The following is a 19,668-nucleotide window of genomic DNA, read 5'->3' as shown; positions in this document are numbered from 1 at the left end:
GCGGCGCGCCGACCGGGCGGGGAGGCCATGACGGGGAGCACCGAGCGGACCGCTGAGCCGGCCGCCGAGCGGACCGCCGAGCGGGCCGCCGAGTCGGCTGCCCCCGGGAGGGTCTGGTCGACGCCCGCGCAGCTCGTCCTCGGCCTGGCCGCCGTCGTGCTGGTGAGCGGCACCGGGCTGTTCCTCGCCGCGGTGTTCCTGCACGTCGCGCCCGACAACGTGGTGTCCCGGCAGTACCGGGACGAGGTCGACGGGGTGGTCTACCCGGAGTTCGAGCAGAACTGGAAGCTGTTCGCGCCCAACCCGCTCCAGCAGAACGTCAGCGTGGACGCCCGGGTGCGCACCGTCGCGGACGGCGGCGCCACCCGGACCCGGGACTGGACCGGGCTGACCGCGCAGGACATCGCCGCGATACGGGGCAACCCGGCGCCCAGCCACGTCGACCAGAACCTGCTGCGCCGGGCCTGGGACTTCTACGACGGCTCGCACGACCAGGACGGGAAGCCGACCAATCCGCGCGGCAGGCTCGCCGAGCAGTACCTCAAGCGGATCGCGCTGCAGCGGATCGGCCGGGAGGTGGACGGCGAGCGAGTCCTGGAGATCGAGTTCCGGGTGACCACGGCCACCGTGCCGCCGCCGTCCTGGAGCGGGGAGACCGCGCCGCCGGCGCCCAGGGCGCGGGAGCTGCCGTGGTGGCCGGTCGGGGACGAGGACTACCGGGGGTTGGGGTGAACGAGGGGGCAGCGGGGGAGGGCGTGGAGGTCGCGGAGCCGCGGAGGTTGGAGCGGGTTCCGGCGCAGGGTGGACCGTTCCCCGGGGCGGCACCGGTGGCGCGCCGCGGGCCGGTCGCGGCCGTCGGGCGGGCGATGGAGGCCTTCACCGGGCGGGCGCTCGGACGGCACCAGGCCGCGGTGGTGCGGATCGGCTTCGGGCTGGTCTGGCTCGCCTACCTGCTGCGCGAATGGCCCCACCGGCGGGTGCTGTACGGCGACCGCTCGCCCTGGTCGATGGAGCTCGCCCAGCGGCTGCTGGCCGACGACGGCGCGTTCACCGTGCTGCCCTGGTTCGGCGGGCGGCTCTGGTTCGAGCTGGTCTACCACCTGGCCCTGCTGGCCGCCCTGGCGGTGCTGCTGGGCTGGCGGACCAGGGCGAGCAGCGTGCTGTTCCTGGTCACCGTGCTGTCGCTGCAGAACCGCGACGTCTTCCTCGGCGACGGCGGCGACAACGTCGTCCACCTGATGGCCGTCTACCTGGTCTTCACCCGCTGCGCCGAGGTCTGGTCGCTGGACGCGCGCCGGGCCCGCCCCGGGTGGGGCGGGGTGGCGCTCTGGGGGCTGCTCGGCGTTGTGCTGGCGGTCTGTCAGGCCGGTGGCTTCTCCGGGGACAGCCTCAGCTGGACCGGGCCGGCCTTCCCGTACCTCGGCTGGGCGCCGCTGTTCTGGGGGCTCTGGGCGGTCGCCGGGATCTGGTGGCTGCTCGGCCGGCTGCGCCCGGCGGGCGAACCGCGGGCGGTGCTCGACGCGCTGGCGAACATGGTGCACAACTGCGCGATGCTGGTCATCGCCACCGAGGTGGTGCTGATCTACGCCACGGCCGGCTGGTACAAGGTGCAGGGCTCGCGCTGGCAGGACGGCACGGCGCTGTACTACCCGCTGCACTTGGACTACTTCGCCCCCTGGCCGGGGCTGTCCGCGCTGGTCGGCTCGGCGCTGCTGCCGGTCTTCCTGATCTCGTACGGCACGGTGATCCTCCAGGTCGCCTTCCCGTTCACGCTGCTCAACCGGCGGGTCAAGAACGTGCTGCTGGCGGTGCTGATGGCCGAACACCTGGGGATCGCGGTGGTGCTCGGACTGCCCGTGTTCTCGCTCGCGATGGTCGCGGCGGACGCGGTGTTCCTGCCGACCGGGGCGCTGCTGTGGGCGGCGGCGGGGCTCGGGCGGAGCCGTCGGCGGATCGGTCGGCGGATCAGTAGGCGGGTCGGTAGGCGGATCGGTCGGTAGGCGGATCGGTCGGCGGTGGGGGAGGCCGGCGGCCGCCTAGGATGTCGGTATGTCCTGGTTCGCCGCCCTTCGTGACACCGCGCGGACCGGGCTCACCCTCGACCGGGCGCTCACCGACCCCAAGCGGGCGCTGCGCGGGGCGGTCGCCGTGGCGCTCGTGCTCTTCCCCACCCTCGCCCTCGGCGGGGTCGGGCTCGCCACCTCGGCCGCGATGGGCGCGTTCATCGCCGGCTCGGCCACCTTCCAGCGCAGCTTCCGGCCGCGCGCCAGCCTCGCCGTCGCGGCCGGGGTCGGACTCGGGGCCAGCACCTTCCTCGGCTACCTCGCCGCCGGGGTGTACGGGCTGTTCCCGGTGCTGCTCGCGGTGTGGGCCTTCGGGGCCGGCCTCGCCTGGGCGATCGGGCCGACCGCGGGCGTGGTCACCGCCAACACCGTCTCGGTGATGCTGATCGTGGTCCAACTCCCGGTCAGCGCGACCGCGGCGCTCGGCCACGGGCTGGTTGCCGCGCTCGGCGGGGTCGTCCAGGCCGCCGTCATCACCCTGTGGCCGATCGGGAGTTGGAGCGCCCAACGGGCCGCGCTCGCCGACACCTACGCCGAACTCGCCGACTACGCCCGCCGGTTGCGCCAGGACCCGACCGCACACGTGGACCCGGAACCGTTCATGACCGCCCGGGCCGCCTCCGCCGTCACCCCCTGGCAGGAGCGCCACCGGCCGCCCGAACTGCGCGGCCTGCGCGGCATCGCCGAACGCATCCGCCCCACCCTCGCCGCGCTCGCCGACCCCAAGGTCGGCGCCCCCGAGGAAGGGCCCGAACGCGACCGGGCCCGCGAAGTGCTGGCGGCCGCCGCCGAGGTGATGGACGCCCTCGCCCGGGCCGTCCGCGGCGGCGACCCCGTCCGGCTCCCCCGGTCCGCCCCCACCCTCACCCTCGTCCGGCCGGACCAGGGGGCGCAGCTGCAGGGCGCGGCCCGGCGCTCCGCCCGGCGGCTCGGCGGGCTGCTGCGCAAGGCCGCGGACACCCTCGACCGCAACGACGAGGACACCATCACCACACCCGTGGTCGGCGCGGGCGGGGCGCTGCACAAGCCGTCGATCTCGCGGATGCTGCCGGTCGCGCTGCGGGCCGTGCGGCGGCAGCTGCGGCCGCGCTCGGCGATCTTCCAGCACGCCGTCCGGCTGTCCGGGGTGGTTACCGCGGCCTACCTGCTGGCCCGGCTGGCCGGGTTCCACCACGGGTACTGGGCGCCGATGACCGCGGCCATGGTGATGCGGCCGGACTTCGCCCAGACGTACAGCCGGGGCGTCGCCCGGTTGGCGGGGACGGTCGTGGGGGTCGCCGTTTCGACGCTGGTGGTGCAGCTGTTGCATCCCGGGGAGTGGGTGCTGGCCGGGCTCGCGGTGCTGTGCATCGGTGGGGCGTACCTGGCGTTCCGGACGGGGTACGCGCTGACGACGGTCGGGATCTCCTCGTACGTGGTGTTCCTGTTGGGGTTGCAGGCGGGGGATCCGTTGGAGACGGCCTTCGAGCGGGTGGGGCTGACGGTGCTCGGGGGGTCGCTGGCGCTGCTGACGTACGCGCTGTTCCCGACCTGGCAGACGGCGCGGCTCGGGGAACGGCTGGCGGAATGGCTGGCGGCGGCCGGGCGGTACGGGGCGGCGGTGGTCGCCTGCTACGAGGAGCCGGGGGCTCCTCGGGGGCGGACGGTGCGGGCTGCGCTGCTGGACTCGCGGGAGGCGCGGTCGGAGCTGTTGCAGGCGATGGAACGGGCCGACGCGGAGCCGGGGCGGCACGAGTCGGGGCTCGCCGGGGTGAGTCGGCGGCAGATCGACCGGGCTCGGGCGGCGGTGGGGCACTTGGGGCGGGCGGCGGTGCTGTTGGAGGCGCATCTGCCGGCTGCCGACGCGGAGCCGGTGCCGGGGGCGGCGGAGTATGCGGAGGAGCTTCGGTTGGCTACGGCGTTGGCGGCGGGGGCGTTGTTGACGGGGCGGGCGGTGGAGTTCGGGGGGGTTCGGGAGGCGCAGGTGCGGTTGGAGGAGGGGCTGGTCGGGGGTGTGGCGGGGGTGCAGGGGGATGTGGTGAGGGCGGGGACTCGGTTGGTGGGGGTGGCTTTGCGGGATTTGGAGAGGGCGTTGCGGGGGGCTGGGCGGTGAGGGGGCCGCTGCGCGGGGCTTGGGTGGGGTGGGTGGGCTTTCGGGAGGGTGGGTGGGTCCGGGGGCGGTTCCGGGGGTGGGCGCTCCGGGGGCTGGATGATTTTCCGACCGCCGACCCTGTGGGTGGGGTGTTGAGACCGTTGGCGGTCTGAAAATCATCCGTCACGCCCCTCTCCGCACCCACCCCCTCCACCGCCCCCTCCCGCAGCGCGTCCCTCTCGCCTTGGGCGGGGAGGGGGAGGTGGGTGGTGGGGGTGGGTGGGTTGGTGTGGGTTGGGGGTGGGTGGGTTTTGGTGCGGGCGCGTGGGCTTTGCCCGCGCGCCCGTTTTGGGGTGTGGGGTCAGGCGGCGTGGGCGGCTTGGAGCCAGTTGGTGAACTCGCAGGCGAAGTGCCACTGGTGGCCGGTGGGGAGGAGGTCGGGGGCGGCTTCGGGGAACTGGACGGTGAGGCGGATCCGGAGGCCGGTGGGGGTGTCGGCGAACTCGTGCATGACGCGGAGGACTTCGGTGCCGTCGGTGAGGGTGCCGGTGGCGCCGATGCGGGTCGGGAAGGTGGCGTGGTCGGGGGCGGTGATGGGGACGTCGTCGTGGAAGTGGAGGAGGAAGCGGGTCGGGGTGGTGCCGAGGGTTTCGATGATTTCGACCCGGTCGCCGGTGGAGTCGGCGAGGTAGTGCTCGGGGTTGGCGGCGAGCAGGGCGGCGCGGTCGCCGGCCTGGAGGCGGCCCTGCCACCAGGTGAGGAAGCGGTCGGCGTCGATGCCGGTGGCGGTGAGTTCGGTGACGGCGGTGCGCCAGCGGCCCTGGGAGGCGTGGGCCCAGGTGGTGAGGGCGGCGTCGGCGGCGGTGGTGTCGGGGGTGAGGAGTTCGCGCATGCGGTCGTCGCCGAGGCGCTGCTTGAGGAGGCGTAGGGCGGCGCGGGCGCGGTGGAGTTCCCAGGTGAGGACGGCTTCGGGGGGTTGGGGGGTGTTGTCGAGGGTGGTGTGGATGGTGAGGGGGGTGGAGGGGGTGAGAGGGGTGGGGGTGGAGGGGGTGAGGGGGGTGGTGGGCATGGTGGCGCTCCGAGGGGAGGGCGGTAGGCGGAGAGATTTTCTCCGGTTGGGTGGACGGTAGCATAGGGGGAGAGAGTTTCTCCGGTTAGGGAGTTTGTGGATGAGGGCCGACGCGGAGCGCAGCCGGCGCAGGATCCTGGATGCCGCGTGTGAGGTGTTCCTGGAGCGGGGGCCGGATGCCCCGTTGGATGCGGTGGTGCGGCGGGCGGGTGTGGGGCCGGGGACGCTCTATCGGCGGTTTCCGGATCGGGAGGCGTTGGTGCGGGCGCTGGTCACCGATCTGCTGGGGAGGCTCACCGAGGCTGCGGAGGAGGCGCGGCGGGAGGAGGGGGATCCGTACCGGGCCTTGCGCCGGTTCGTGCATGCGGCCGCTGATCTGCGGATGGGGGCGGCGATCGTGGTGCTGCTCGAACGGCTGGTGGTGGACGAGGAGTTGGTGGCCGTTCGGCGGGGGGCGGTGACGGCGGTGGAGGGGCTGCTGGGGGCTGCTCGGGATGCCGGGCGGGTGCGGGCGGATGTGGGGATGGGGGATCTGGTGCTGCTCTGCGTCCGGGTCTCCCGGCCGTTGCCGGGGGCGCTGGCGGCGTTGGACGCGGATGGGGCGTTGGTGCACCGGCATCTGGATCTCGCGTTGGCCGGGTTGGCTGCGGTGGGGGGTCCGGTGGGGGTGCCGCTCGGGTTCGACGAGGTGATCGCGGCTGCCGGGCGGCCCGGGGAGCCGGGGGTGGGAGAGTGAGCGGCATGGACGACGAGCTGGTGCGGGAGTGGCGGGCGGCCGAGTCGGGGGCCGTGTTGCTGGACGGGTTCCATCCGCTGAAGCACGCGTTGCGGTTCGGGGGTGAGGTCCGGCGGGTGCTGACGGCGGATCGGGGGGCGTTGCTGGCGTTGGCCGGGGAGTTGGCGCCGGATGTGGTTCCGGCGCTGGACGTGCTGGCGGTGGAGGTGGCGGAGGAGCGGTTGCGGGGGTTGGCGCCGCGGCTGCATCCGACCGGGGTGGTCGCGTTGGCGGTGCGGCCGTCCGTGGAGGCGAACCGGGCGGCGTTGGGGCTGTTGCCGCGGCGGGCTCCGGTGGTGGTGCTGGAGAATCCGCGGAACCTGGGGAACGTCGGGGCGGTGATCCGGCTGGCGGCCGGGTTCGGGGCGACCGGGGTGGTGACCACGGGCGAGTTGGACCCCTGGCACCCGACGGTGCTGCGGGGCAGTGCGGGCCTGCACTTCGCCACTGCGGTGGAGCGGGTGAGCCTGCCGGAGCTGCCGGCCGGGCCGTTGTACGTGCTGGACCCGGAGGGCACGGACATCCGGGACCTGCCGTTCCCGGACGACGCGCTGCTCGCCTTCGGCACCGAGCGGCACGGGGTCTCGGCGGAGCTCAAGGAGCGGGCCGACCATTTGGTCGCGGTGCCGATGCAGGCGGGGGTGTCCAGCTTCAACCTGGCGACGAGTGTGGCGATGGGGTTGTTCCACTGGATGTCGGGCAGGCGGTGAGGCGCGGCGTTCGGGGCGCCGCGCCTCTGGGGGAGGGTCAGCTGAAGAGGGCGCGCCAGGTGTCGGGGCCGGGGTAGCCGTCGGCTTCGGGGCCGCGCCAGCCCTGGGCGAGTTGGAAGGCCTGGGTCGCTCTGCGGTCGGCCTCCGTCCAGCGGGGGCCGGGGCCCTGGGTGTAGGAGCCGCCGAAGCCCTTGCGGACCAGCTGTTCGCCGAGTCGGCGGACGTGGTCGTTGGTCTGGCCGGGGGCGAAGTACTGGGGGCCCGGGAAGGTGGTGGTGGGGGGCGGCGGGGGCGGCAGGGGGGTGGTGGGGATGTTGCGGCCCTTGTTGTTGATCAGGAGGTTCCAGGTGTCGGGGCCGGGGTAGCCGTCGGCTTCGGTGCCGTGCCAGCCCTGGGCGAGTTGGAATGCCTGGGTGGCCTTGCGGTCGGCGTCGCCCCAGCGGGGGTCGGGGCCTTCGGTGTAGAAGCGGGAGCCGCCGCGCTGCACCAGCATCTGGCCGAGCCGGGTGACGTAGCCGTTGTTCGCGCCGGGGCCGAACTTGTCGGTGCCCGGGAAGGCGTTCGTGGGGCCGCCGCCGTCGTTGCTGGGGCTGGAGAGGCCGGTGTAGCGGTACGGGACGTAGCCGCCGGAGTTGTTCCAGTAGGCGTACGGGGTGGAGCGCTTCTTGGTGCCGGGGGAGGTCTGCTCGTAGGCGACGTAGCGGGTGCGGGAGGAGTCCGTCCAGCCGCCGAAGATCGTCACGTGCGAACCGGCCTGGGGGTTGGCCGGGTTGTTGTAGATCAGCGCGTCGCCGGGCTGGAGGTCGTCGCGGTTGATCCGCTCGGCGAAGTTCGGCAGGGTCCAGGTGGTCTGGCTGCTGCCGAGGCCCCAGGCCATCGAGACGAAGCCGGAGCAGTCCTGGCGGTAGCCGTCCGACCAGTAGCGGCCCATGCTGTACGGCACCGACTGGTCGACCCAGGCCTGGGCGCGCTGGATGACCTGGGCCCGGGTGACGGGTTGGGCGGCGAGGCGTGGGGCGGCGAAGGAACGGCCGTAGAGGTCGCTGACCTCGCCCTGGGGGGTCTGCGGGGGCTGGGCGGTGCTGCTGCTGCCGCCGGGGGTGGGGTCGGCCGCGGCGGCGGTGCCGCCGGCTATCGCGGTGCCGACGGCGGCCATCAGTACGGCGGCCCGGCGGCGGACGCTGCGGGCCGGGGCGGCGTGCAGCCGGGCGCGGCGGCGGGCGTTGCAGCCCCCGCATATGCAGTCCTCCGCCGGTTCGACCTCGTCGAAGTCGATCAGGGGGGACAGGGGGTCGGTAAGGGTCATGCTCCGCCTCTTTCCCGGTCCGGCTCCGCGTGTCATCGGGACCAAAGTCCCAAAGCGGGCGGGGTGCGGCGCGGCGGATTGGGCTGGGAGGGTGACGGCCGTTCGGCTCCGGGGTGTGGCGGGGCTCGGGCGGAGCGGGTAGTAGCGGTACGAACCTGATGCGTGATCAGCGTGGGATGGCGGGCGAGTACTCGGGCTCGGTCCAGGCCAGCGGGGTGGCGTCGGTGAGTTCGCGCACTCCGGTGACGGTCAGTTCGACCATGCGCTCGACGCCGGGGCCGGCCTGCTCGGACCAGTCGGTGCGGGCCTCGCCGGTGATCAGCAGGGCCCCGCCGGTCTCCCAGTCGGGCAGCAGCAGCCCGGCCCGCGGGTCCAGCTCCAGGTTCCCGAGGGTCAGGAACATGCTGTTGCCGCGGTACTCGGGCCAGCGGACGGTGTTCGGTCCCACCGCCTCCAGGAAGCCGGGGAAGCCGCCGCGGTGCGAGGCGTCGACCCGGCCGTCGGGCCCGGTGGTGGCGATGAAGAAGGTGTCGGAGGTGGCCACGGCCAGCTGCTGCGCCGTGGACAGGACCGTGCCCTCGGCGACCGCGCGGGGCGCGCCGGCGCCCGGACGGTCCAGCGGGGTGCGGCGCTGGATGTACTTCGGGCAGTTGGACACCACCTCCTCGGCGCGGACCACCAGCCCGCCCCGGCCGTCCGGGGCGGAGCGGCCGTTGAGCCGCATCCGGCGGCGGCCGGCCGGGTCGAGGGCGATGGTGCCGAGCTGCGCCGGGCGGGCCAGTGCCTCGGCCAGCGGATCGGCCTCGGCGGGGCGGGCGGCGATCGTCATGGTGCGCTCGTCGGGGGCCCGCAGGAAGCCGGCCGGGCCGGACAGCTGGGTCGCCCAGACCCGGCCGTCGGGGTCGGCGGCGCCGACCACCAGCATCCGCCGCTCGGTCAGGAAGTGGGCGGCCACCGCGGGGATGGTGCTGCGGATCGACCGTCCGGCGTGGTCGGCCCGGTCGGTCACCCCGGCGCGGGCCTGGGCGGTCCGCTCGCCGGGGTGGTAGGGCGTGGTGGCGGTGGTCATCGTGTTCCTAGAAGAAGCCGCAGGTCGGGGCGTCGGTGTGGGGGGCCTCGGCGGTGGTCTCGTCCACTCCGGTACGGGTGTAGACCTCCAGCCGGATGCCGTCCGGGTCGCTGAAGAAGATGCCGCCGGAGGCGGAGCCCTCGCTGTGCGGGACGACGCCGTCGTAGGCGAACTCGGCGCCCAGGGTGCGCAGCAGGTCCTCGGTGGCGCGGACCTCGTCCAGGCCCTCCACCTCGAAGGAGAGGTGGTGCAGGCCGGGCGTGGTGGTGGAGAAGGTGCCGGTGCCCTGCTGCCAGAGGGTGAGCACCAGGCGCCCGTCCCGGCCGAGCATGGCGTAGCGGCGCTCGGGGTCGGCGCCCTGGGCGGTGAGCTGGAGGCCGAGGACGGCCCGGTAGAAGTCGACCGAGCGGTCGAGGTCGGTGACGTTCAGGCCAACGTGGCCGGTCTGCAGGGTGCGGAGCGCGGTGGTGCTGGACATGGCTGGTCACTCCCTGGGCTGGGGCTTCCGGCGAGGCTGCTGCCTAACCGATGTGAATGAGGCTATGGGTTAGGTGATGGAGAGTCAACCGGTGTGGTGGGGTGAAGGGGTTAGGTTTTGGGACATGGGAAAGCCCCGTCGGACTGTTGGGTCCGGCGGGGCTCTCTCGTGGGTGGGGGTGGCTCTACGGCCATTCCCAGCGGATGCCGATGTGGCCCGGCTGCTGGTCGGGGGCCAGGACGTGGGCGCTCGCCGAGGCGCCGATCCACAACTGCTCGCGGCGGTGGTCGACGTCGGCGCCCGGCTCGCGGTCGTAGCGCTCGCAGTGCACCGGGACGGCCGCCGGGTCGAAGTGCACCTGGAGCACGTACTCGCGCACCGTGGTGGCGAAGCGGCGGCTGTACTCCATGGTCGGGCCGCCCGGCGGGATCTCCACCTCGTACTCGAAGACCGTGCTGTCGCCGAGCCCGAGCGGGCGGTCCAGCATCAGCTCTGCGACGGTCAGCCCGATCTCCGGGCGGCGGCGGACCCGGCCGAGCCGGCCGTGCCGCACCGAGGTGATCTCCGGGCAGCCGGTCGCCTCCTCGTCGGCCTTGTGCACGACCAGGCAGCGGCCGACGCCGCCGACCGTGGCGCGCACCACCTGGCGCATCCGCAGCAGGTTGGCGCGCCGCTCGGCGTCCACGTAGTACGAGTCGTGGATGCTGAGCCGCTCCAGCTCGCCGGCCGGCGGGGCGTCCAGCTCGGTGAAGATCGCGGCGATGTCCACCTCGCCCGGCCAGACGTCCTCCAGCCCGAGGTGGAGGGTGTTGGCGGCGGCGGCCCAGCGGCCGCGCGGGCGGGGCGGGCCGAGCAGTGCGGAGAGCGCGCTGTGCGGCAGGCCGAGCAGTTCCTCCAGCAGGTGGACGGCGCGCAGCGAGCTGGCCCGTTCGGGCTGGCTGCGGCCGCGGCGCCAGTAACTCAGCGTCGTGACGCTGACCCTGACTCCGCGTTGGGCCAGGGCGGCGCGGATCCGGTCCAGGCTGAGGCCGCTGGCCTCGATCGCCAGGTGCAGGGCGTCCGCGAAGCCGCCGGGCGGGGCGGGGCGGCCGGCGGACGGCGCGGGGGCCGTCGGGGTCGGAGGGGGATTCGGGGCGGGCGCCGGGGCGGGCGGGTCGGGGCGCTCCGTACGCGATCCGACCAGCCGCAGCCGCGCGGCGTCCTGAGGCTGCTGTGCGGCCATGCGGTGACTCTCCCCACCAGGTGAGTTCGGCGGCACCTGGTCGGCGCCGGGGCGCGCCGTCAGCGGCTTCACCGAGCTTTGGGGAACCCTATGCACGGTCGAGAGGCTACGTCATCAGTCGTGCGTATGACAGTGGTCACGGGAGGTGGACCGGATGGTTATCGATCTTGAAACAGTCCGGAAACATGACCGGAACCCGGGCCGCCGGAGCGGGGGGAACCGGGTGGAAACGGACACCGCCGGGGCGGGCCTTCGTCGGCGCCGCCCCGGCGGGGGTCTGGGTGGTGCTACCGGCCGGTGATCACTTGACGTTCAGGGCGACGTCGTCGATCACGAAGCTGGTCTGGTTGGAGCCGTCCTCGGTGCCGGTGAAGGTCAGGTTCACGCTCTTGCCGGCGAAGGGGGTCAGGTCCACGGTCTGCTGCACGTAGCCGGTGGCCGCGTCCGCGTTCGACCAGGTCTTGAGCGTGCTGCCGCCCGCCTGGAGGGTCAGCGTGTCGTACGCGGTGCTGCCGGTCTCCGCGGTGTCGATGTGCAGCCAGAAGGTCAGCGTCGCGGAGGCGCAGCCGGCCGGGACGGAGACGGTCTGCGACAGGGTGTCGGTGTGGGTGCTGCCGTAGCCGTCCAGCCAGGCCTTCCAGGAGCCGGAGTGGGCGGGCTGGGAGGCGTTGTCGGTGATCACACCGGAGGAGGCGGTCCACGGGGCGGTGCCGCTCTCGAAGCCGCCGTTGCCGATCAGCTGGGCGGCGGTGCAGCCGGCCGCGGGCGGCGGGGTGGTGCTGCCGCCGGTGGTGCCGCCGAGCAGGGCGGTGGTCAGGGCGTCGGCGACCGGGCTGCCCCAGCCGGTGACCTGGTCGTAGCCGGTGCCGGCCGCGTAGTCCTGGTTGGCGCCGGTGGTCACGTCGTGGAAGGTGCTGCCGTAGCTGCTGCTGTTGGCGACCGCGTACAGCTTGGGGCCGGCCTCGCCGAGGGCGGGCTGCCCGGCGGCCTTGGCCTTCTGGTTGAACTGGGCCGCGTAGCCGGACCACAGCGGGGCGGCCGCGCTGGTGCCGCCGATGACCTGCCAGGCGCCGCTGGTGTAGACCGCGAAGCCGCTCTGCGGGTCGGCGTTGGAGGAGACGTCCGGGACGGTGCGCATGGAGCCGTTGATCCCGGTGCCGGTCTGCCAGCTCGGCTTGGCGAACACGGTGGAGACGCCGCCGCCGGCGGTGCTCCAGGCGCTCTCCGAGGAGTAGCCGTTGCCGCCGGTGACCTGGAGGTTGGTGCCGCCGACACCGGTCTGGTGCGGGCTGGAGGCCGGGAAGTCGACCGCGGTGACGTTCGCGCCGCTGGTGGAGCGGGTGCAGTCCTTCGAGCCGTCGTCGCCGGAGGCGGAGAAGATCGAGATGCCCTGGGCGGCGGCCTGCTTGAAGGCGTTGTCGACGGCCGTCATCGAGGAGGCGGTGGTGTCCGGCTCGCAGGAGCCCCAGGAGATCGAGATGACCGTGGCCTTGTTGTCGGCCACGATCTTGTTGGCCATGTCGATCTCGCCCTGGTCGTTGTTGGGGGCCTCGTAGACCAGCTGGGTGGCCTTGGGGGCCGCGCCGCGGACGATCTCGCTGTCCAGCTCGACCTCGCCGATGCCCTGGCCGGGCGCGGAGTCGTAGTTGGCGCCGTCCACCGACACGGTGCTGACGGCCGGGCCGGTCAGGCCGTACTGGGCGTCGTAGCCGGTGAGGTCGGAGGACTTGTAGCCGTCGAACTCCCAGAGCGCGACGGTGGTGCCGGTGCCGGCGGCGCCGGTCTTGTCCAGGTTGTAGGCGCCCTGGTACTGGGCCGGGGTCATGCCGCGCGGGGTGGCGGTGGCGGCGTTCGGGGTGACCGAGTGCGGCGCGGCCAGGTGGTTCCTGCGCACCGCGTGGTCGTCCAGGCCGCTGATGCCCTGGACCACGGTGGCCAGGTCGGCGGGGATCGAGGCGGCGTCGTCGTTGGCGAAGAAGGCGCGCTGCTGCTGCGGGTCCAGGTAGGAGCTCTCGTGGGTGCCGAAGGCCTGGGACACCTGTGCGGTGGTGCCGTGGGCGTTGACCACCTGGCGGTTGGCGCTGACGCCGCTGACCGTCAGGCCCTGGGCGGCGAGGTACGCCTTGACCTGCTGGACGTCCTGCTCGGTCGGGCCGAACCGGGCGGTGAACTGCTCGGGCGTCAGGTACTGCCCGTACTCGGGGGTGCCGGGGGTGGCGACCGCGCCGAGGAAGCGGTCCAGCGAGGCGGCGTCACGCAGCTTCAGGCTGACGGACACCGAGATCTGCTGCTCGGCCGGGACGTCGCCCTTCTTCTCCGAGTGGGCGACCGCGGGGTTCACGGTGTTCGGGAGGGCGACGCGCGGGGCGGCGTGGGGGGTGCTGGCGGCCTGCGCGGTGGAGACGCCGAGCGAGACGGCGGTCAGCGGCAGGACGGCTATCGCCGCGGCGATGGCGAGGGAACGGTGGCGCACGGATCCTCCTCCGGCCGACTGTGGGGAGTCGGCAAGGGGCAAGGCGTTCCGAGGGGTTCAGGAACGCTGGCTAGAACATGTCAGAGCGGATCGGTGCAGTGGATCATGGTCCGGCAATCGGTTGCTAAAAAACAGTCAACTGTGGAGGCGCGGAAAGCCGGGGATTCCATACAGTGAATGGCCGGAATTCCGGGGACGGTCCATACCAATTCCCCGTGCCGGGACCGGACGTAGAATCGGGCCGAGCCGAGGGAGAGCGATGACTGACCTGATGCCGGATCCGAGGGACCACCGACCGCTGATCGGCGAGCCCCTCGCGCTCGACCTGCTCAACACCCGCTGGTCCGGAACGCCCGTCAACGACGCGCTCACCGACGTGGAGCAGTACGGGATCTGGCTCTCCTCCAACGGGCTGACCGGGCGCTGCGCGGCCGACGACGCCGGGCTGACGGCCATCCGGCAGACCCGCGAGGCGATCCTGCTGGCGGCCCAGGACGTGCGCGGGCAGGGCGAGTTGGGCGCGGAGGCACGGGACGGGCTGGACGCGGTGCTGGCCCACGGGCGGATCCGGCGGACGGCCGGGCCGGCCGGGGCCGAGGAGCGGGTCGAGACCGACCGGCCGGAGTGGCTGGCGCCCTGGCTGGCGGCGGACGACTTCCTCGGGCTGCTCGCCCAGGGCGTTCACCGGGTGAAGCAGTGCGCACACGAGGCATGCATTCTGCATTTCTTCGACACTTCGCAGAACGGGCGCCGGCGGTGGTGCCGGATGGCCGTCTGCGGGAACCGGGCGAAGGCGGCGCGGCACTATGTGAAGGCCCGGGGTTAACCGACGACCGAATGCATGGTCGGCGGGTGCGGCGTCCGTGCCGCACCCGCCGACCATGCGTGTCAGGCCTCCGCGGGGGTGCCCAGCCAGGTGGTGAGGGCTTCGCGGAGTTCGGCCTGGCCGGGGTCGACGGCGGCCCAGGCGGTGTAGCCGTCGGGGCGGATCAGCAGGACGGTGTCGGCCAGCTTGCCGTGCGGGTCGGCGGGGGCGGCGGAGACCAGGCGGTCGGCCCAGGGGGCGGTGGCGGCCAGTTCGTCGTTGCTGACCAGGACGAACTTTCCGGCGCGCAGCGCCTCGTAGAGCCGTTCGGGGGCGGCCGGGTCGCCCTCGGCGGGCTTGCTGAGGGCGGTCAGCCGGAGGTCCGGGACGCGCTTGCCGACCTGCGGGTGGGCGCCCTTGGGGGCCGGGTAGGAGATCTCGATGCCGGAGACCATGCGGGCGCCGCGCTCGGTCAGCAGGTCGAGGTGGCCGCCGATGGCGGTGAGCGCGCCGCGCAGGGCGCGGGTGGGGGCGGACTCGGCGAGGGCGAGCCGGATCAGCGTGCCGGAGGTGCGCAGCACCGTCTTGCCGACCGGGTGCCGCTCGGTCTGGTAGGTGTCCAGCAGCGCGTCGGTGGCCCGGCCCCGGAGGGCGGCGGCGAGCTTCCAGGAGAGGTTGGCGGCGTCCTGGAGGCCGGTGTTCATGCCCTGGCCGCCGGCCGGGGAGTGGCAGTGGGCGGCGTCGCCGGCCAGGAAGACCCGCCCGGAGCGGTAGTTGGGGGCCTGGCGCTCGTCGCTGTGGAAGGTGGAGCTCCAGCGGACGTCGTGCAGTCCGTAGTCCTCGCCCTGGGTGGCCTGGACGACCGCGGTGAGCTGCTCGGGGGTGGGGGTGGCGCCGTCGGCCTGCGGCTCGTTGCGGTCCCAGGCGATGACCCGGTACCAGCCGTCGCCGAACGGGGCGACGAAGGAGAAGCCGGCCTTGTTGGCGCCCACGGCGATCGCGTCGGCGGGTTCGCGCTCCAGCCGGACGTCGGCGAGCATCACGGAGTCGACCACGGACTCGCCGGGGAAGTCGATGCCGAGCAGCTCGCGGACGGCGGAGCGGACGCCGTCGGTGCCGACCGCGTAGCGCGCCCGGTGGCTCCCGCCGTCGCCGGTCTCCAGGGTGACGCCCTCGGCGTCCTGGCGCAGTCCGGTGACCTCGGCGCCGCGCAGGATCACCGCCCCGGCCCGCTCGGCGCGTTCCTGGAGCACCCGCTCGACGTTGTACTGCGGGGTGATCAGGACGAACGGGAACCGGCTGGGCAGCGTGCTCAGGTCGATGGCGACCCGGTTGAACATCGTCAGTCCGCTGAGCGGGCGGCCGGTGGCGATGAGTTCCTCGGCGAGGCCCCGGGCGTCCAGCAGCTCCAGGCTGCGGGCGTGCACGGCGAAGGCCCTGGTGAGGTTGGACTCCGTGCCGCGCTTCTCCAGGACGGTGACGCCGACCCCGGCGGCGGCGAGGTCGCCGGCCAGCAGCAGTCCGGTCGGTCCGGCCCCGACGATGATGACGTCGGTTTCGGTCGTCGGCTTCACGGCCATGTATCAGCTCCCGTTGTTCGGAGGGCGGTTGGACGCCGTTTCCGGCGCTCTCCCAGCCTCCATCATCCCGGGCGCGGGTGGAGCTGTGAACCGCCGGTCCCCCGGTGGCCGATGGCCGACCGGGGGACCGTGCGGTGGTGCGGCTCAGCTGTGGCGGCGGATCTCCACCGTGCGGAACCGGTTGGCGACGAAGGCGCCGTCGCAGTAGGCGGAGTTGGCGGCCGGGTTGGCGCCGGTGCCGTGGAGGTCGGAGAAGGCGGCGGTCTGGTTGGGGTAGACGCCGCCGGTGAGGTTGAGCGAGAGCGAGACGCCGGAGTCCAGCGCGGCCTCGACCAGCAGGGCCTCCACCTCGGGCGAGGTGGTGTAGCCGGAGGCCGTCATGGCGCCCTTCTCGCGGACCGTGGTGCGCAGCAACTCCACGGCGGCGGGGGTGGATTCGACGGCGACCGCGAAGGAGACCGGGCCGAAGCACTCGGTGCGGAAGACCGAGCGGTCGTCCGGCTTGTCGGCGTCCAGCTTGACCAGCGCCGGGGTGCGGACGGTCGCGCCGGGGAAGTCGGGCGAGACCACCGCGCGCGGGGCGAGGGCGACTTCGCCGTACTCGCCGCCGGCCGCGGCGGCCGAGCGCTGCAGCACGCCCGGGTTGACCACGGCGCCCAGGATGGCGGCGGCGCGGGCGTCGTCGGAGAGCAGGCCCTCGATGGCGGCGGCGAGGTCGGTGACCACCTGGTCGTAGGACTTGTCGCCCTGGTCGGTGCCGATGCCGCCGCGCGGGATCAGCACGTTCTGCGGGGTGGTGCACATCTGGCCGCTGTAGAGCGAGAGCGCGAAGGCCAGGTTGCCCAGCATGCCCTTGTAGTCGTCGGTGGAGTCGATGACGACCGCGTTCACGCCGGCCTTCTCGGTGTAGACCTGGGCCTGCTTGGCGTGCTCCTCCAGCCAGTCGCCGAAGGAGGTGGAGCCGGTGTAGTCGATCATCTTGATCTCGGGGCGGACCGCGAGGGCCGCGGCGACGGTGCCGCCCTCGTGCTCGGCGGCCAGGCAGACCAGGTCGGCGTCGAAGCCGGCCTCGGCGAGCACCTCGCGGGCGACGGCGACGGTCAGGGCGAGCGGCAGCACGGCCCGCGGGTGCGGCTTGACCAGCACCGGGTTGCCGGTGGCCAGCGAGGCGAACAGGCCGGGGTAGCCGTTCCAGGTGGGGAAGGTGTTGCAGCCGATCAGCAGGGCGAGGCCGCGCGGGACGACGGTGAACTCCTTGGTCATCACCAGCGGCTCGCGCTTGCCCTGGGGCTTGGTCCAGCCGGCCTGCCGCGGCAGCCGGGTCTGCTCGGCGTACGCGTAGGCGACGGCCTCCAGGCCGCGGTCCTGGGCGTGCGGGCCGCCGGCCTGGAAGGCCATCCCGTAGGCCTGGCCGGTGGTGTGCATGACGGCCTGGGCGAACTCGTGGGAGCGGGCGTTGATCCGGTGCAGGATCTCCAGGCAGACGGCGGCGCGCTCCAGCGGGGAGGCGGCGGCCCAGCCGGGCCGGGCGGCGCTCAGCGCGGCGATCAGCGCGTCCGGGTCGGCGTGCGGGTAGGTGATGCCCAGCTCGATGCCGTACGGGGAGGCCTCGCCGCCGACCTGGTCGCCGTCGCCGGGGTGGCCGGCGAGGACGAAGGGCTTGCCGAGGAGGGCGTCGAAGGCGGCCTTGCCGTCGGCCGGGCCGGTCTCGCCGTAGGCCTTCGGGAACTCGGGGTAGGCGGACCAGTAGTCGCGCTTCGCGGCGGCGGCGAGCGCGGCGTCCAGGGTGGCCTGGTGGCGCTCGACCAGCTCGCCGACGAGGGGGTGGGTGACCGCTGCGGGCATCTGTGCGCTCCTCAGAGGGGAGGACGGGACACGTCACAGAGTAACCGAACGATCGGTCGGCTCAAGAGGGTGTGGGGGACGGATTCCGGCGGATACGGCGAGGGGGCGCGTCCCGGTCGGACGCGCCCCCTGCTCGATGTCGTCGGCCCGGATCGGCCCGGGTCGGCCGGTCTACGGCACGCCCAGCTCGAAGATCACGTACCCGGCGTACCAGCCCGAGGCGACCGCGCCCGTCCCCAGGACCGTCGCCAGCACCGGCCAGCTGAGCTTGCGCATCCCCACCGCCAGCGCGATGAACAGCGGGAACGCCGGCAGCAGGTAGCGCGAGACGTTGCCGAAGATGCCCAGGCTGCCGAGCACCGAGACGATCGTGGCCAGGGTGTAGGCGGTCAGCACCAGCGGCGGGCGCAGCCGGACCAGCAGCACGATCAGCACCGGCAGGCTGAACACGATCAGGGTCGCCAGCAGGTCCGGCACCGGGAACGCGAAGGGGTAGTCGTTGCGGCCCAGCAGCACCCCGCGGATCGCCTGCCAGGTGCCCTGGCCGCCGTCGAAGTAGTGCAGCCAGGCATCGTGCTGGATCCGGAAGTAGCCGCCCCACTCGCCGGTCTTCCACCCCACCCAGGCCACGTAGCCGAGCAGGCCCAGCGGGGCCAGCAGCATCCCGGCCAGCGGGCGCAGCACCCCGCTCTCCCGCCGGTACAGCTCGACCAGCGCGGCCAGGCCGACGGCGCCGATCAGCGCCGCCGAGGTCGGCCGGTTGAGCCCGGCGACCAGGGTGATCGCCCCGGCCGCGACCCACTGCTTGGTCATCGTGAAGTAGCAGGCCCAGGCGGCCAGCGCGACGAACAGCGAGTCCGAGTAGACCGCCCACTCGGCGCCCGAGCCGGGGGCGATCGCCCAGATCCCGGCCGCGATCACGCCCGCCCGGGGGCCGGACAGCTTGTCCACCACGGCGTAGATCCCGGCCGCGGCGAACAGCGAGGCCAGCACCGAGACCAGCATCCCGGCGCCGTACAGGCCGAGGCCGGTGACGTCCGAGGTCAGCCGCATCAGGCCGGGGTAGAGCGGGAAGAAGGCGGCCGAGTTCTGCTCGATGGTGAAGCCCGGCTGGCCGCCCGGGATCGGGATCAGCGCCGGGTGGTAGCCGAACTGGGCGACCTGCTGGTACCACCAGCCGTCCCAGCTGGCCAGCACGTCCCAGGGGTTGGTGCCGCCGCCGAACCGGGCCGGCTTCTTGGCGTAGTCGCCGCCGAAGGAGAGCAGCTTCATGAAGACGGTGAAGCCGATCAGCTTGAGCACCGCGTAGCACCACACGGCCGGTCCGTAGCGCACCACCAGTGCCTGGGTGCGCTCCTGCCAGGCGCGGGGGCCGCCCGCCGGCTCCTCGGAGCGCTGCTCGGGCACGTCCTCGGGCAGGTCGGAGGAGACTGCCGGTATTGCGTTCATCAGCTGCGGACCCCAGCCTGCTGGACGTGGACGATCGTCCGGAGATTCTAGGCGGTTCGCCCCGCGGCTGGTGTGGACCAGCCGGTTCCCCCTCCGGCTGCTGTGGACCGGCCGGACCCGATCGCGTACCCCGCCGGGCGGCCGGGGATACTCGGAGGATGGCCGATCACACCACGCGCACCGCCTACACCGTCGAGTCACTGCTCGCGGTGACCGTCGACGTGTTCAACGAGCGCGGATACGACGGCACGTCGATGGAGGACCTCTCCCGGGCCGCCGGGATCTCCAAGTCCTCGATCTACCACCACGTCCGCGGCAAGGAGGAGTTGCTGCGGCTGGCCGTCGGGCGGGCGCTGGACGGGCTGTTCGCGATCCTGGCCGAGCCGGAGGCGGTGACGGGCCCGGCGGTGGAGCGGCTGGAGCACGTGGTGCGGCGCACCGCGGAGGTGCTGCTGGCGGAGCTGCCGTACGTGACGCTGCTGCTGCGGGTGCGCGGCAACACGGCCACCGAGCTGTGGGCGCTGGAGCGGCGGCGGGACTTCGACCACCAGGTGGCGGAGCTGGTGCGGGCGGCCGTCGCGGACGGCTCGCTGCGCGGGGACGTGGAGCCGCGGCTGGCCACCCGGCTGCTGTTCGGGATGATCAACTCGATCGTGGAGTGGTACCGGCCGGGGCTGAAGGCGGCCGACGGGGTCGCGGACGCCGTGGTGCACCTGGCCTTCGACGGGCTTCGGGCGCGCTGATCAACACGGC

Annotated in this window: 16 protein-coding genes; 7 read left to right on the top strand and 9 right to left on the bottom strand. The window is 73.5% G+C overall.

What is annotated here, in order from left to right:
• Nucleotides 1-27 precede the first annotated feature (27 nt).
• The 3 genes from ACFVXG_RS10055 (at nucleotide 28) to ACFVXG_RS10045 (ending at nucleotide 4,155) form a co-directional block, all read left to right on the top strand.
• The gene (locus tag ACFVXG_RS10055; protein WP_387926072.1) at nucleotides 28-732 is read left to right on the top strand and encodes a DUF5819 family protein; all 705 of its coding nucleotides are present in this window, start codon (nucleotides 28-30) and stop codon (nucleotides 730-732) included.
• Between the two features lie 95 nt (nucleotides 733-827).
• The gene (locus ACFVXG_RS10050) at nucleotides 828-2,000 is read left to right on the top strand and encodes an HTTM domain-containing protein (RefSeq protein WP_387926071.1); all 1,173 of its coding nucleotides are present in this window, start codon (nucleotides 828-830) and stop codon (nucleotides 1,998-2,000) included.
• A 49-nt stretch (nucleotides 2,001-2,049) separates the two neighbouring features.
• Nucleotides 2,050-4,155, top strand: coding sequence for an FUSC family protein (locus tag ACFVXG_RS10045; protein WP_387926069.1), 2,106 nt, complete (start codon nucleotides 2,050-2,052; stop codon nucleotides 4,153-4,155).
• Nucleotides 4,156-4,495: 340 nt separating this feature from the next.
• Here the strand turns inward: ACFVXG_RS10045 and ACFVXG_RS10040 are convergent, their stop codons facing one another.
• Nucleotides 4,496-5,203, bottom strand: coding sequence for a hypothetical protein (locus tag ACFVXG_RS10040; RefSeq protein WP_387926067.1), 708 nt, complete (start codon nucleotides 5,201-5,203; stop codon nucleotides 4,496-4,498).
• Between the two features lie 100 nt (nucleotides 5,204-5,303).
• Between ACFVXG_RS10040 and ACFVXG_RS10035 the strand changes: the two genes are divergently transcribed.
• Together ACFVXG_RS10035 and ACFVXG_RS10030 are read left to right on the top strand one after the other, a co-directional pair.
• A complete protein-coding gene (locus tag ACFVXG_RS10035; RefSeq protein ID WP_387926066.1) occupies nucleotides 5,304-5,939 on the top strand; it encodes a TetR/AcrR family transcriptional regulator in 636 nt (211 codons plus the stop codon).
• Between the two features lie 5 nt (nucleotides 5,940-5,944).
• Nucleotides 5,945-6,688: a TrmH family RNA methyltransferase gene (locus ACFVXG_RS10030; RefSeq protein ID WP_387926064.1), complete on the top strand. Its 744-nt coding sequence runs from the start codon at nucleotides 5,945-5,947 to the stop codon at nucleotides 6,686-6,688.
• A 37-nt stretch (nucleotides 6,689-6,725) separates the two neighbouring features.
• On the opposite strand, the gene ACFVXG_RS10025 is transcribed toward ACFVXG_RS10030, so the two are convergent.
• The 5 genes from ACFVXG_RS10025 to ACFVXG_RS10005 form a co-directional block, all read right to left on the bottom strand.
• Nucleotides 6,726-7,994, bottom strand: a complete 1,269-nt coding sequence (locus tag ACFVXG_RS10025) for a peptidoglycan-binding protein (protein ID WP_387926063.1) — start codon at nucleotides 7,992-7,994, stop codon at nucleotides 6,726-6,728.
• 166 nt (nucleotides 7,995-8,160) lie between these two features.
• Entirely contained in the window at nucleotides 8,161-9,063 is a 903-nt protein-coding gene (locus tag ACFVXG_RS10020) for a pyridoxamine 5'-phosphate oxidase family protein (protein ID WP_387926061.1), read from the bottom strand.
• Nucleotides 9,064-9,070: 7 nt separating this feature from the next.
• Nucleotides 9,071-9,541 carry a VOC family protein gene (locus ACFVXG_RS10015; protein ID WP_387926059.1) on the bottom strand — a complete coding sequence of 157 codons (471 nt, stop codon included), beginning with the start codon at nucleotides 9,539-9,541 and terminating at the stop codon, nucleotides 9,071-9,073.
• Nucleotides 9,542-9,725: 184 nt separating this feature from the next.
• Complete coding sequence (locus ACFVXG_RS10010) at nucleotides 9,726-10,763, bottom strand: XRE family transcriptional regulator (protein ID WP_387926057.1); 1,038 nt, start codon at nucleotides 10,761-10,763, stop codon at nucleotides 9,726-9,728.
• Nucleotides 10,764-11,064: 301 nt separating this feature from the next.
• Nucleotides 11,065-13,236, bottom strand: coding sequence for a protease pro-enzyme activation domain-containing protein (locus ACFVXG_RS10005; RefSeq protein WP_387926055.1), 2,172 nt, complete (start codon nucleotides 13,234-13,236; stop codon nucleotides 11,065-11,067).
• A gap of 259 nt (nucleotides 13,237-13,495) precedes the next feature.
• Between ACFVXG_RS10005 and ACFVXG_RS10000 the strand changes: the two genes are divergently transcribed.
• A complete protein-coding gene (locus ACFVXG_RS10000) occupies nucleotides 13,496-14,062 on the top strand; it encodes a CGNR zinc finger domain-containing protein (RefSeq protein ID WP_387926053.1) in 567 nt (188 codons plus the stop codon).
• 62 nt (nucleotides 14,063-14,124) lie between these two features.
• On the opposite strand, the gene ACFVXG_RS09995 is transcribed toward ACFVXG_RS10000, so the two are convergent.
• From ACFVXG_RS09995 to ACFVXG_RS09985, 3 genes are all read right to left on the bottom strand, one after another.
• Nucleotides 14,125-15,621 (bottom strand): FAD-dependent monooxygenase, encoded by a 1,497-nt coding sequence (locus tag ACFVXG_RS09995; protein WP_387926052.1) that lies wholly within the window; start codon nucleotides 15,619-15,621, stop codon nucleotides 14,125-14,127.
• A 144-nt stretch (nucleotides 15,622-15,765) separates the two neighbouring features.
• Nucleotides 15,766-17,466: a phenylacetic acid degradation protein PaaN gene (gene paaN, locus ACFVXG_RS09990; RefSeq protein ID WP_387926050.1), complete on the bottom strand. Its 1,701-nt coding sequence runs from the start codon at nucleotides 17,464-17,466 to the stop codon at nucleotides 15,766-15,768.
• Nucleotides 17,467-17,637: 171 nt separating this feature from the next.
• Nucleotides 17,638-18,915 (bottom strand): hypothetical protein, encoded by a 1,278-nt coding sequence (locus tag ACFVXG_RS09985; RefSeq protein WP_387926048.1) that lies wholly within the window; start codon nucleotides 18,913-18,915, stop codon nucleotides 17,638-17,640.
• 158 nt (nucleotides 18,916-19,073) lie between these two features.
• Here ACFVXG_RS09985 and ACFVXG_RS09980 point away from each other — a divergent pair, with 158 nt between their 5' ends.
• A complete protein-coding gene (locus ACFVXG_RS09980) occupies nucleotides 19,074-19,658 on the top strand; it encodes a TetR/AcrR family transcriptional regulator (protein WP_350507325.1) in 585 nt (194 codons plus the stop codon).
• Nucleotides 19,659-19,668: the final 10 nt, after the last annotated feature.

Source organism: Kitasatospora sp. NPDC058162 (genome assembly GCF_042884005.1).
GTDB lineage: Bacteria > Actinomycetota > Actinomycetes > Streptomycetales > Streptomycetaceae > Kitasatospora.
This window is presented reverse-complemented; position numbering and strand designations above follow the sequence as displayed.